Source organism: Mucilaginibacter sp. (assembly GCF_025359345.1).
Lineage (GTDB): Bacteria > Bacteroidota > Bacteroidia > Sphingobacteriales > Sphingobacteriaceae > Mucilaginibacter.
In genome coordinates this window covers 407630-420097 of record NZ_JANYGQ010000032.1, presented here as the reverse complement: position 1 = coordinate 420097, position 12468 = coordinate 407630, and the positions used below count along the sequence as shown (strand labels likewise).

Annotated in this window: 11 protein-coding genes; 3 read left to right on the top strand and 8 right to left on the bottom strand. The window is 44.0% G+C overall.

Going from position 1 to position 12468, the window contains the following annotated elements; translation table 11 throughout:
* Positions 1–44 precede the first annotated feature (44 nt).
* From Q0R52_RS22320 to Q0R52_RS22285, 8 genes are all read right to left on the bottom strand, one after another.
* Entirely contained in the window at positions 45–2636 is a 2592-nt protein-coding gene (locus Q0R52_RS22320) for a glucosidase (RefSeq protein ID WP_295798746.1), read from the bottom strand.
* A 3-nt stretch (positions 2637–2639) separates the two neighbouring features.
* Positions 2640–3710, bottom strand: a complete 1071-nt coding sequence (locus tag Q0R52_RS22315; protein WP_295798743.1) for a membrane dipeptidase — start codon at positions 3708–3710, stop codon at positions 2640–2642.
* A gap of 35 nt (positions 3711–3745) precedes the next feature.
* On the bottom strand, positions 3746–4852 hold the full coding sequence (locus Q0R52_RS22310; RefSeq protein ID WP_295798741.1) for a D-TA family PLP-dependent enzyme: 1107 nt from the start codon (positions 4850–4852) through the stop codon (positions 3746–3748).
* 98 nt (positions 4853–4950) lie between these two features.
* On the bottom strand, positions 4951–5415 hold the full coding sequence (locus Q0R52_RS22305; protein ID WP_295798739.1) for a RidA family protein: 465 nt from the start codon (positions 5413–5415) through the stop codon (positions 4951–4953).
* A 91-nt stretch (positions 5416–5506) separates the two neighbouring features.
* The gene (locus tag Q0R52_RS22300; protein ID WP_295798737.1) at positions 5507–6607 is read right to left on the bottom strand and encodes a hypothetical protein; all 1101 of its coding nucleotides are present in this window, start codon (positions 6605–6607) and stop codon (positions 5507–5509) included.
* 71 nt (positions 6608–6678) lie between these two features.
* The gene (locus Q0R52_RS22295) at positions 6679–8235 is read right to left on the bottom strand and encodes a phosphatase PAP2 family protein (protein WP_295798734.1); all 1557 of its coding nucleotides are present in this window, start codon (positions 8233–8235) and stop codon (positions 6679–6681) included.
* 7 nt (positions 8236–8242) lie between these two features.
* Positions 8243–9181, bottom strand: coding sequence for a transporter (locus tag Q0R52_RS22290; RefSeq protein ID WP_295798733.1), 939 nt, complete (start codon positions 9179–9181; stop codon positions 8243–8245).
* A gap of 228 nt (positions 9182–9409) precedes the next feature.
* Positions 9410–9961 (bottom strand): hypothetical protein, encoded by a 552-nt coding sequence (locus Q0R52_RS22285; protein WP_295798730.1) that lies wholly within the window; start codon positions 9959–9961, stop codon positions 9410–9412.
* Between the two features lie 189 nt (positions 9962–10150).
* On the opposite strand from Q0R52_RS22285, the gene Q0R52_RS22280 reads away from it, so the two are divergent.
* From Q0R52_RS22280 to Q0R52_RS22270, 3 genes are read left to right on the top strand one after another with little or no spacing between them, the layout of a single operon-like run.
* Entirely contained in the window at positions 10151–10711 is a 561-nt protein-coding gene (locus Q0R52_RS22280) for a YeeE/YedE thiosulfate transporter family protein (RefSeq protein WP_295798728.1), read from the top strand.
* Positions 10711–11121: a DUF6691 family protein gene (locus Q0R52_RS22275; RefSeq protein ID WP_295798726.1), complete on the top strand. Its 411-nt coding sequence runs from the start codon at positions 10711–10713 to the stop codon at positions 11119–11121. Before Q0R52_RS22280 ends, Q0R52_RS22275 begins: the two co-directional genes overlap by 1 nt.
* A 15-nt stretch (positions 11122–11136) precedes the next feature.
* Positions 11137–12465 carry a cytochrome ubiquinol oxidase subunit I gene (locus tag Q0R52_RS22270; RefSeq protein WP_295798724.1) on the top strand — a complete coding sequence of 443 codons (1329 nt, stop codon included), beginning with the start codon at positions 11137–11139 and terminating at the stop codon, positions 12463–12465.
* Positions 12466–12468: the final 3 nt, after the last annotated feature.

Below are 12468 nucleotides of genomic sequence, written 5' to 3'. Positions count from 1 at the left end.
GATTTATATCCATGATATAAAATACACCAGGCATTGATTTGCCGTTACAAACAAGTTGCAATCAGGCCCGTCCAGCCGGTTTGGTGCGACGCGCCCATTCCACGCCCTGTGTCGCCGTCAAAATACTCATGAAACAAGATATAATCTTTAAAATTAGGGTCGGTTTGCATTTTTTGATAGTCGCCATATACCGCCCGTCTCCCCTCGTCGTCGCGTAAAAACAGATTTGACAAGCGACTGTATAGATCTTCAGCCACCTGTTGCAGGTTCATAAAATCCCCAGAGCCTGTGGGGCATTCTATTTTAAAATCATCGCCATAATACCGGTAAAATTTGTGCAGGCTTTCAATCAACAGGTAATTTATTGGCATCCAGATAGGGCCGCGCCAATTACTATTGCCACCGAACAGGCCGCTGTCACTTTCGGCTGGCGTATATTTAATGCTGAATTGCGCACCGTCAATAGCAACATTATAAGGATTATCCAAATGATATCGCGAAACCGAACGGATGCCATATTTACTGAGAAACTCATTTTCGTCCAGTAGATATTTTAAAAGTGATTTCATACGGTACCCCCGCAACAAGCTTACAAGGTGCTTACCCGGTGTTTTAGTCTCACCCCAACGCGACACAAGGCCGGCAAGATCCGGGCGATTTTCGGCAAACCATTTCATCCGGTTACTGAATATCGGGTTATTGGTAATATCATTTTCATCCAAAACCTCAGCAGCAATCAAGGGGATTAAACCGACAATACTGCGCACGCGCATTTTCTGAGTGCTGTTATCCGGAAGGCGCAATTGGTCGTAAAAAAAGCCGTCTGTATCATCCCATAAACCTTCGTTATCCTGCCCAATGTTTGATATGGCCCCGGCGATGTATATAAAGTGTTCAAAAAACTTGCTCGCAATATCGTTGTAAGCATTGTTGGTCTCAGCCAGTTCAGCGGCTATGCGTAATAAATTCAGCGAGTATATGGCCATCCAGCTGGTGCCGTCAGCCTGTTCCAAATGTTCGCCCATAGGCAGGTGTGCGTTTCGATCGAACACACCGATATTATCTAATCCTAAAAATCCTCCCTCGAAAATATTATTGCCTTGCGCATCCTTACGATTCACCCACCAGGTGAAGTTTAACATTAGTTTGTGGAATATGCGCTCCAAAAAATAAGTATCGCCCTGGTTATTGTTTGCCGCTTTATCCTGCTGATAAATTTTCCAGGTAACCATAGCATGCACCGGTGGGTTAGCGTCGTTGAAATCCCACTCATAAGCCGGTAACTGGCCATTGGGGTGCATATACCAGTCCTTTATAAGCAGGCTAAGCTGATTTTTGGCAAAAGCCATATCAACTTTTGCAAGGGGGATACAATGGAAAGCCAGATCCCATGCAGCAAACCACGGATACTCCCATTTATCGGGCATAGATATAATGTCACGGGTATTAAAATGCGTCCATTTGCTGTTGCGGGAATTTTTGCGCTGCTGAGGTGGCGCAGGTTGCGCCGGATCGCCGTGCAGCCAGTGGTTGATGTCGAAATAGTAAAATTGCTTGTTCCAGAGCATTCCGGCCAACGCCTGCCGTTGAATCATAATTCTATCGGCATTTTCGACACCTTTCTCTAAATCCGAATAGAATTCATCGACTTCCGATTTCCTGGCGTCAAACAATTTATCAAAATCGTCGAACCCGTTGCTCGCATCCGTTGATAAACGCAACCTAAGCGTAACGCTTTGTCTTGCAGGAACATTTACTTCAAAATTCACAGCAGCTTTAGTTCCTGTTCTTTTCGGATTTATGGTGTCTGCGCCATGAACAATATAATCGTTTATACCGTCTTTATAAAACTGCTTGCCGTCGTTAATATTGTACAGGCGTTGCGTATTGGTTTCGTTGTCGCAAAACATCAATTCAGGCGAGCCTTCAGCATTCAACCACATCTGCCCGAAGTGTTGGTGATATATCTCTATTACTCCATGCGAGTCGGCAGTCAGTTCCGGCACGTAACTATCATATCCCCAGGCCCAGGTGTTGCGAAACCATACGGTTGGCAGCACGTTTATAGCAGCATCGGCACTTCCCCTATTGTTAACGGTTATTTTAATTAATGTATCGTGCTGGGTGTTTTTAACATATTCAATAAATACATCAAAGTAGTCATCGTTATTAAATATTCCGGTATCAATTAGTTCAAACTCAGGATCGTTGCGTGTCCGGCGTTTATTTTCGTCCACCAGCCAGCCGTAGGGAAATTCCTGCTGCGGGTATTTATAAAGCATTTTTTGATAGGAGTGCGTCGGTGTATTGTCGAGGTAATAATACAACTCCTTAACGTCCTCACCATGGTTACCTTCGGGATTACTAAGTCCAAAATACCGCTCTTTTATAATCGGGTCTTTCTTGTTCCACAAAGCAACGGAAAAACACAAAAGTTGTTCATTGTCGCAGATGCCGCCAATACCTTCCTCGCCCCAGCGATAGGCTTTACTACGCGCCATATCATGCGTTATGTAGTTCCATGCATCGCCATTTTCGCTATAATCTTCACGCACAGTTCCCCACTGGCGGTCGCTCACATACGGCCCCCACTTTTTCCAGGACGAATCCTTTAATCTTTCTTGCTCTTTATTCATGATTTATTTCCACGCATTTCGCAAAAATCTTAGCCAATTACCGTGCATCATATTTTCGATATCAGTTTGTGTATAACCCCTGGTTTTTAATATAGCTGGTATTTTCTGCAGGTCCGCAATCGTTTCCAAATCGTAAGGGCACTGTTCCCGGCCGAAGGCGCCGTCAAGGTCAGAACCTATGCCTACATGCATGGCATTGCCTGCAATCTGGCAAATATGGTCGATATGGTCTATCATCACTTCAAGGCTACAATTCATCGCCTTAGGATCCGACTGTCTCCTTACCCATCCCTGCACCATCATCCAGGCGTCCAGCGCGCCGCCAATTACGGCGCCACGGTTTACCAGTTCCTTTATCTGCTCGTCGCTAAACTGGCGGTTATGGTTCACCAATGCGCGGCAATTGTTGTGGCTGGCCCAAACGTGACCATTAAAATTGTCTAAGGCCTCCCAAAAGCTGTCGTCGCACAAATGGGTTGCATCTAAAATAATATTGAGCCGTTCCATTTCTTTTAATAGCCCATGCCCTTCCTGTCCCATAAAACCAGTGGCGTCGGTTCCCTGCGCATAACGGCCGGGGCCATAATGTGCCGGTCCTACAGCGCGCAACCCATAATTATAAGCTCGCTCCAAATGATTTATGGTGACAATGGAATCGGCCCCTTCCAGGCTTAAAATATAGCCAACTGCTTTGGTGTCGTTTGGATGTCCATTGTTCCAGAGGTTAAGATGCTTTTCCAAACTGGTTAAATCATTCACCTGCACCATTTCGCCGGCATCTTCCATCGCTTTATACCAGGCAACCTGTCCCTGTGTTTGCGCCCAAGCCTGTTCGGGCGAATGCAAGCCGGGCAGTGGATTTCCCAACGCAACATAACGTGCTATTTGAGTGGCCACAACCAGCCCAATATTACCCTTACGCAATTCAGGTAGCGAAACTACACCTTTCGCACGGTCGGGCTTATCCGTAAGGCCTGCTTCGCGTGCGTTAATTTCTGCAATGGGTTTCCGCAAGTCGCGGTTCCATTCAAGGGCATTCATGCTAAGATCTAAATGGGCGTCGATGGTGAACATTTTGTATTAGTTGATCGAGTTGATTACATTAAAAATCAGATTGTTATCTTCCTGTCGCGGGCAATATTCTTCCACTCCCCGCTTATTTTTTTGTCTTCTATAGTAATCGCTCTTTCATATAACGCCACTGTTGGACAAACATGGTAAGGCATACCGTAAATTACATCGCCGGTTTTGTAATTGTGATCTTTGCCTGCTTCAACAACCAAATGTTCTTCACTTTGGCCGACCGCTTCCAGTTCAGTAGCATTTATGAAATATACGCGCGTTTTTAGCTCACGTTCTGCTGCAATTGACTTATGGCCCAAATCCAGGCATAACGTAGTTTCGCCTGGTAGTGATATAACGCGTGCAACCACCAATACCGCTGGTAAAAAGTGCTGTTCAGCAAAGCTGCCTTGATAACCCTTATCCCAATAAACAAAAGTACCGGGACTACATTCAATTTCTTTTCTTTTAGCGTGAATAGGAAATGTTGGCGACCCGCCGGCAACAATTACCGGTTTTGGATAGCCCATAGCCACAATTTCGGACTGCAGTTTAACAACTTTTTCAAAACACTTATCGCATTCTTGGGTCCGCGCAGCCAAATCGGCACCATGAATATGACCATCATAGGCGTGCAGTCCAATTATTTCTATTCCGGCTAGCTCCTGGCAATTAACATAAAGTTCTAAAGCCGCGTCTCCCGGCTTTATCCCGGTGCGGTTTTGACCAATATTTAAATCAATATAAACCGGAACTTTTATTTCGCTTTTGATTGCGGCTTCAGATATTCCAATCGCAGCCGGCAGATTATCAACCAGGCAGGAAAATTTCGTATTTGGATATAATGAAATCAACTTGATAAATCTATCCAGCTTCGGCCCTATTGGCTGATAAGCCAGCAGCACATCCGGCGCCTTACACATACCAAGCATTTCCGCCTCGGCTATAGTAGCGCATTTAAATTTGGTAATGCCGGCCTGCAGCATTAGTAGGGTAACCTCGGCACTTTTATGAGTTTTAACATGCGGCCTTAACCGGGCCACATTATCTATCATACCAATCGCCGTATCGATATTCAGCTTTACCCTGGCAGGGTAAACTACCAATACCGGTGTATCTAGTTTATCAATATCGTTTATTGTGTACCAATCCATCTTTAAGTCATAAGTCTGTAGTCTCGAGTCTAAAGTCTTAAGTCGGCGTTCTAATATGAGTTTTTTTGACTCAAGACTACAGACTTAAGACTAACGACTCAGAATAGTTCAAATAAGGCTTCTATTTCCACAGGAATATTATCCGGCAACGAGCCCATTCCTACCGCGCTCCGTACGCCTATGCCATTATCTTCACCCCAAACTTTTGCAAACAATTCGCTGCAACCGTTGATAATGAAAGGGTGTTTTTCAAAATCGGGCGTGCAGTTAACCATGCCCAATACCTTTATTACCCTTTTCACTTTATTTAAAGTTCCGAGGTTAGCAGTTATGGTAGCCAGTATTGCGAGACCGACCTGGCGTGCTGCCAGCTTTCCATCTTCCATTGTAATTGTATCGCCAATCCTGCCGATGATAAGACTACCATCGTCCTGTACTGTACCATGCCCCGATACATATAAATATTTTCCATCAATTAAACACGGCTTGTAAACGCCAAGGGGTTTTGGTGCCGGCGGCAGGTTAAGACCCAGCGCGGCAAAATTCTGATCTGCAGTATTCATTATTAAAAAGGTAGTATTTGAAAACAAACATAAAAATAAAAAGCCGGGTATCTCACGCCCGGCTTTAATAAATCAAACAATCAACTCTATCTTAAAATCTGAAGCTTGCGCCTACGTTTACAACGTAGTCGGCAAATGCCGCATCGCCATGTGCGTATTTTCCTGTCAGCGCTGTAGTTCGCATATCGGCTACGCTTTGCGTACGATCGCGCATTACAGCAACTGGAACAAACGCATATACCGAGAATTTCTTAAGTCTGTAGGTTACACCTGGCTCAGCTGACAGTATGTAACCTGGTCTCCGGAATCCATCACTTTTACCAATTATATCTTTAACAGGTAAGCACTCGTATCGTACCCCCGCCGAAAAATCCAGGCTTTTTGTTCCTAAACTAAATCCAATCCTAACCAGTTCCTGATCTGGCACGCTCATAACTGCGCTTGTATTGGCTATTGCTGTTGCACTTGGCGTACCGCCTCTTGCGGTTGATACACCATTTACGTCGCGCGGGTTAAACAAATAAAAGAATGTTCCGTACATTCCAAAATTATGGGTAAAGTTGTAGTACGCGTTTATTTCGGTAGTGATTCCCCAACCGCCATCACCTGGTTGTATCGATTGGTCGACCGGGCCAACGCGCGACCCGCCGTTAGGCCCAACGTTGTAAAAATCGTCGGTAGCGCCGTACTTCCCTGTCGGCAATTTAACACCTAACCCAAGCTGGATATTACCATTATGTGCGGTTGCAGGGTTCAACAGCCAGCGGTATCCTGTTAAACGAATGTCACCTATCCCGGCTGATTGAGTCGACCTGCGGTTTGCACCACCATGTTCATATAAAGATGACCGGTTGTTAAGTACAAGTGGTAAATCTAAGGCAAATGACCAACGGTTATTAAAATTGCGGGTTAAACTAAAATCCTGGGTAAAAGCGTGATTAATAACGTTTGTACCCTGTTGGATACGTTGTTTTTGTTCGTCTTTACCAACAAAATGTCTAAATGAACGAAAGTAGCGGCTGTTGGCATTAAAAAGCCAGCTGCCCTGGGGTGCCAGGCTATCTGGATGTTCGCTCATTGTGCAAAGGCCACCAGTGCTGCGTATGGCTACGCAACCTTGTGCGAAAGTATTTGATTTGGTAAAGAGAACGAATAATGCAAGTGTTAAGACAATTTTAAAAGTATGTTTCATAATTTAATGTAAGGGTTTGTGTGTGATTGAGTATTCTTGTGTAATTGAGTATTTGTTTGCTGTGTATTTAGTTAATTTCCTGCCCCGTCTGTTTTTCCGCGCTGTACGGCATATTGGCCTACTTTTATACCGGTTTGCATCCCTGCTTCGATATCCGACCGATAATGGATTGCGCCGTAAAGCCGTGACAATGAAGCCTGGTTAGCCAGATCGGTGAACTTGGTTCCCCTATCGGGCAATAAGTAGGTCAACACCGTTGCAGCGGCACCGCTAAAGTTTGAGTGACCTGATGTGTATGCCGGGAAATTTGGCAAGCCGGTTAGCGTTTTGATCTTGGGGTTTGCCTGGGTGGGACGCTGGTTAAAATAAAAATATTTGGTGTCCCAGCACACAATAGCGGCATCCATTTCAGCCAAGTTTAGTAAAGCAAAGTTGCGGGCCCAGCGAACTTCGCTGTAGTTTTGTTTTACAAACTCATCAGCTGCAATTGCATCCCAATGCCCTGGCGGGGTGTATGTACCAACACCATCTGCCCAAAACTCCACAGTCGCCTGGTGATCGCGTGTTGGGTTTTCGCTATAAGTAAGCACCTCAGCAACTTCTTTTTTAAATGCGTCTGAATTCGTAAGCGGCGGCGGTGACGGCCTTAAGGCTACAACCGTAAGTGTGTCGAACAAAAACGGCAGTACTTTGCCAAACAATGGCAACATCGGCGGGCGTTTAGGTGCGTCCTGGCTTATCCAAAAGGTTTCGCCTTTCGCCGCTGTTTGTGTTTGCAATTGTGTCCAAAATGCCGGGGTCCCAATTGCTTTGCCGGCACGGTCGGTACGGGCACGGGCAGCAAAAACATCGGCCACCTGTGTACCCAACGCTTCACCAGCGTTTAGTTCGCCTCTAACATTAGCACCAGCCATAATACGGTATAATTTTTCGTCGGCTGCTTTTTGTTCTATATAACCAATATCTGCCGGAAACAACAGCTTCATTATTTCAACTGTTGCACCCGAAACCACTGCATCCTCGCTTGGGTATGATGGCAATGCCGATTTGGGAATAAGCGGCTTAATGGTCGCATCAAAAGTATAAGGTGCAACACGGTTGTACGTATTTTTAAAATGATAGGCCGTAACCAACGCATCGTATTGTGCAGCGCTCACATATGCATAGGCGCGGGCAGCATAAGGCGGGTTTGCAAAAGGGAAAATAGGATAAGCAAACGGGTTGGTTGAACTTGGTGCCGGGTAAGTGCCATCAGCATTTTGATAAGGGGGCACATTGTGTTTTGCTACCAAATCGCGCAAAATCTCGTTCCACCTTAAAACAGCACCTGCACTCCAATACTTTACAATAGCGGCCTGGTCGTCAGTTAGCTTGCCCTGGTACGATTTAATTTCATTCAAATCTGCAACGTATGCAGGGGAATTGGTTGCGTCCGGAGCTGGAACGTTAAAAACTGTGGGGTCTTTTACCAATACAGGTTTCCAGGTGTCTGCGTTCAAATCAATGCTTGCCGGTGCGAGGGCCGGGTAAGCCGTTGTACGATCGGTTACCGCTTTATTACACGACCCTAAAAAAACTGATGCTGTTAGGGTTACCAGCGTCGTTACATATAGTATTTGTTTTTTCATGGTTTATCTATTTAGTTTTTTTGTTAAAGTCTAAAATATAGTACACAGCGGCGAAAAGGTTGGTACTTTGGCCAACATTACGCCCACTTACTACGTAGTTGCCTCCTGCGACAAGTTCAAGACCTGTAAGGTTTTCGAAGCTGTATTTTGCAAGACCACCCACAGTTGTCATATTCATGCGGTTACTTGGGAAAGGCATGTCATTTTTACGGATATCAAAACCGCCTATCGAAGTAGTTTTTGAAACAATACCTTCAATGTTTAATTTCAAGCTGCGATAACCGGCGCTTAATAAAAAGTTGGTTACATTGGGCATATCAACCTGGTTACTGTAAATCAAGTGGTCGGTGTAGTAGGCGTTCCTGTCGATGGTGATATTGCTACGCAGAACATATTGACCGGCGCCGGCAATAAAAAATTGTTTTACCTGGTAGTTTAATAATCCGCGAAGCGAAATACTTTTACTGTGTAAGCCGATAGATACAGGCAGAAAATCTGGCTCGTAATTGGTTAAAGGGATTGAGCCCTCGGCAATAGCGTGCACGCTAAAAATACCTTTGCCAATCTCGGTGTTATAGGCAAGATATTTTAAAGCAAGTGTTAAATCCTGCACCCCGCTCTGGCCCTTAAGCGTACCTTGCGAAGCATTAGTTTTAATGTACGGGGCCATAAAAATAAAATCAAGCTTGTTGGTAAGCCCGTAGTTGCCAACAACGGTGTAGGTGTTTGAGGATAGCTTGCCAATGTTGGCATTATCACGTTTAAAAGTGCCTTCCCAGTAATTAGTCCAGCTGCTATGGGTATAAACAACACCTGTGCAGAAGTAATTTTTCGGGATCATTAATGCATCGGCATCGGTTTGCGCACTCGCCGTTTTGCAAAACACAAAGCAACAGCACACAACTAAACAATACCTGCATAGGTACAGTTGTAAAGATTTAATCATGGGTTTAATTAAAAAATGTAAGAATGAAAAATAAAAAGTTACACGGTTAATTTGGCGCCGCTAAGTAAGCGGCATCGGTAAAATAGAAAAGCTGCGAGCAAAACTTTGATGAAAAGCTATAGCAAAACGCCACACGTAAAACGTACGATTGACAAATTTTAAGCTATAAACAAATTGAATTAACAGTCCTAATTAATAAGACAGCACAAACAATGTTATAAAGCAGCTTTAGCAGCCGAAATTGGGGGGTTTGCCGGGTGAGGCAATGAACGGATTGGTTACTTTAACAAATATAGATTTGTCATTAGGTTTAAGCTGCATTTCAGGAGCAACATAGTTGTACTGAAACGCCTGGATATTATACTCACTTAAAATGTTTACTTTTTTTACTGGCGCATCGTGCCCTTTTTTGCTGATTGGCACATCGTTAATTTCTTTTGCGGTGATAATATTAGCATTAACCAGCCGTGTTTTGTTGGTGTTGGGCACGCAAACAAAATACATCGTATCGCGGGTCATCCTTAGCCTTACATAATTGTAATAGGCATCTTTTAACTGGATCTGCCCGGTGATAACTTCATATTCGTCCCAATCCTGTATGGTAGGCATGTTGACAGGTATTTTTATCTCGATTAATTTGGAGTTATCCACCTTGTTATCGAAGATCTCTTTTACCATTTTAACATCCGACTGGTGGATGTAATATTGAAACAGCACCGAATATCCACCCATGCTAAACAGGTGAATGCTCAATAAAGCTATAGCTATAAGCCGTTTCAATTAATTGGGTTTAAAATTTGGTCTATTATTCGGTAGTAAATGTATATATTTTTTTGATTAGCAATGCAAACTTTTTTTTCAAAAATCATCATACAGGGTAATATTTAGAAATATTCTATTTAGCAATCATTTATTTAATGCCCCTTACTTCCTTTCAGTTATGGATATATTTGTACATCATCGCATCAAATGGAATTTTTAGAACAACCCTGGCCCTGGTATATCGCCGGCCCGCTTATAGGCCTTATTGTGCCAATATTATTACTTGCGGACAATAAACCATTCGGTATCTCTTCGTCTTTAAAACACATTTGCGCCGCATGTATCCCGGCAAACATTTCTTTTTTTAAATACGACTGGAAAAAAGAAGCATGGAACCTTTTTTTTGTAGCAGGTATAGTTGCAGGAGGATTTATAGCCGCACATTTTTTAAACGGGCAGCACGCTGTTAAACTATCTGCCGACACAACAGCTGTCCTTAAACACCAGGGCATTAAAGATTTCAGCGGACTTTTACCAAATGATATTTTCAGCTTTCGGCAATTGCTAACGTTGCGGGGCTTTGTGTTCATGGTTGTAGGCGGTTTTTTGGTAGGTTTTGGAACCCGGTGGGCTAACGGCTGTACATCAGGTCACTCCATAATGGGTATTGCAACCCTGCAGGGGCCATCCTTAGTTGCTACCTGCTGCTTTATGATAGGTGGTTTGGTGAGCACCTGGTTTATTTTACCTTACCTTATTAAATTATAATGCGGAACATTAAATATTTAATTGCCGGTGCATTTTTTGGTATTGTGCTGGTAAAGTCGGAAGTAATATCATGGTTCCGGATCCAGGAAATGTTCAGGCTACAGGCTTTTCACATGTATGGGATAATTGGCAGCGCCATTGCAGTGGGAATGATTTCAGTGTTTATCATTAAAAAAATCAACATCAAAACCACCGAAGGTGAAAAGATTATCATACCAACGAAGCCATTCACCAAAGGAAATATTTATGGAGGACTGATATTTGGTATAGGCTGGGCAATCACCGGCGCTTGCCCGGGGCCGTTATATGCACAAATTGGGAGCGGTTTTTTAGTGACTATTGTAACATTGCTAAGTGCGGTAGCCGGAACATGGGTTTATGGGTTACTACGCGAGCGTCTGCCCGAATAATAAAATATAATTACAATGAACGATTTTTTAGCCGCACGGTCGCAAATGGCCATTTCATTGGGTTTCCACATCATCTATTCCTGCATCGGCATGGTGATGCCGGTTTTCATGGCCATATCGCATTATAAATGGATAAAAACCAGCGAACCTGTTTACAAGAACATCACCCAGGCCTGGAGCAAAGGCGTGGCAATATTTTTTGCTACAGGGGCTGTATCAGGCACTATTTTGTCGTTTGAACTTGGCTTGCTTTGGCCAAAATTCATGGAGCATGCCGGGCCCATATTCGGGATGCCATTTTCGCTGGAGGGCGTGGCATTTTTTATAGAAGCAATTGCGCTTGGCTTTTTCCTTTACGGATGGAACAGGTTTAACAAATGGTTCCATTGGATAACCGGGATAATGGTAGGTGTCAGCGGAATAGCTTCGGGTATTTTAGTGGTATCGGCAAATTCATGGATGAATAGCCCGGCAGGCTTTGACTACATTAACGGCCAATACCTTAACATCGACCCGATAAAAGCCATGTTCAATGGCTCCTGGTTCTCCGAAGCGTTGCATATGACTATTGCTGCATTTTCGGCAACAGGCTTTGCAGTTGCAGGTATTCATGCTTTAATGATAGCACGAAAGCAGAATGTGCTGTTTCATACCAAAGCATTTAAAATTGCAATAGTTTTTGGGGCGATAGCTGCTATATTGCAGCCGCTCAGCGGCGATATATCCGCAAAAAATGCAGCCGAAAAACAGCCCGCTAAACTGGCTGCCATGGAAGCTTATTTCCATACCCAGCCCTATTCCCCGCTAACTATTGGCGGAATACCCGACACCATCCACAAAAAGGTTAACTATGGCATCGAGATACCGGGGTTGTTAAGCTTCTTGGTGTACGATAATTTCAAGCAGCCTGTTAAAGGTTTAGATACCATCCCCATAAAAAATCAACCACCCATCGCAGTAACACATATCGCTTTTGAAATTATGATAGCCATCGGGTCGACAATGATGCTTGTTGGAATATTATATTTTATTGCCATTTGGAAAAAGCGTAGCTGGCTATCGAAAAAATGGTTTCTCAATCTATTTATCCTTTCTACCCCGTTTGGTTTTATAGCTGTTGAGGCCGGCTGGACTGTTACCGAAGTAGGCCGTCAACCCTGGATTATTCAGGGTGTAATGCGAACAAGCGAGGCCGTTACGCCAATGCCGGGGATACAATATTCGTTTTACCTGTTCACCGCAGTTTACCTTATTTTAAGCATAGCGGTAGTGTTTCTATTAAGCAGGCAGATAAAGATGGTTCCTGAATTGTACGACCGAAAAACTGAACCGGAATTAACTTAAAAC

Coding starts and splice junctions, on each gene's coding strand:
- Q0R52_RS22320 (WP_295798746.1), bottom strand. CDS start 2,636: ATGAATAAAGAGCAAGAAAGATTAAAGGATTCGTCCTGGAAAAAGTGG.
- Q0R52_RS22315 (WP_295798743.1), bottom strand. CDS start 3,710: ATGTTCACCATCGACGCCCATTTAGATCTTAGCATGAATGCCCTTGAA.
- Q0R52_RS22310 (WP_295798741.1), bottom strand. CDS start 4,852: ATGGATTGGTACACAATAAACGATATTGATAAACTAGATACACCGGTA.
- Q0R52_RS22305 (WP_295798739.1), bottom strand. CDS start 5,415: ATGAATACTGCAGATCAGAATTTTGCCGCGCTGGGTCTTAACCTGCCG.
- Q0R52_RS22300 (WP_295798737.1), bottom strand. CDS start 6,607: ATGAAACATACTTTTAAAATTGTCTTAACACTTGCATTATTCGTTCTC.
- Q0R52_RS22295 (WP_295798734.1), bottom strand. CDS start 8,235: ATGAAAAAACAAATACTATATGTAACGACGCTGGTAACCCTAACAGCA.
- Q0R52_RS22290 (WP_295798733.1), bottom strand. CDS start 9,181: ATGATTAAATCTTTACAACTGTACCTATGCAGGTATTGTTTAGTTGTG.
- Q0R52_RS22280 (WP_295798728.1), top strand. CDS start 10,151: ATGGAATTTTTAGAACAACCCTGGCCCTGGTATATCGCCGGCCCGCTT.
- Q0R52_RS22275 (WP_295798726.1), top strand. CDS start 10,711: ATGCGGAACATTAAATATTTAATTGCCGGTGCATTTTTTGGTATTGTG.
- Q0R52_RS22270 (WP_295798724.1), top strand. CDS start 11,137: ATGAACGATTTTTTAGCCGCACGGTCGCAAATGGCCATTTCATTGGGT.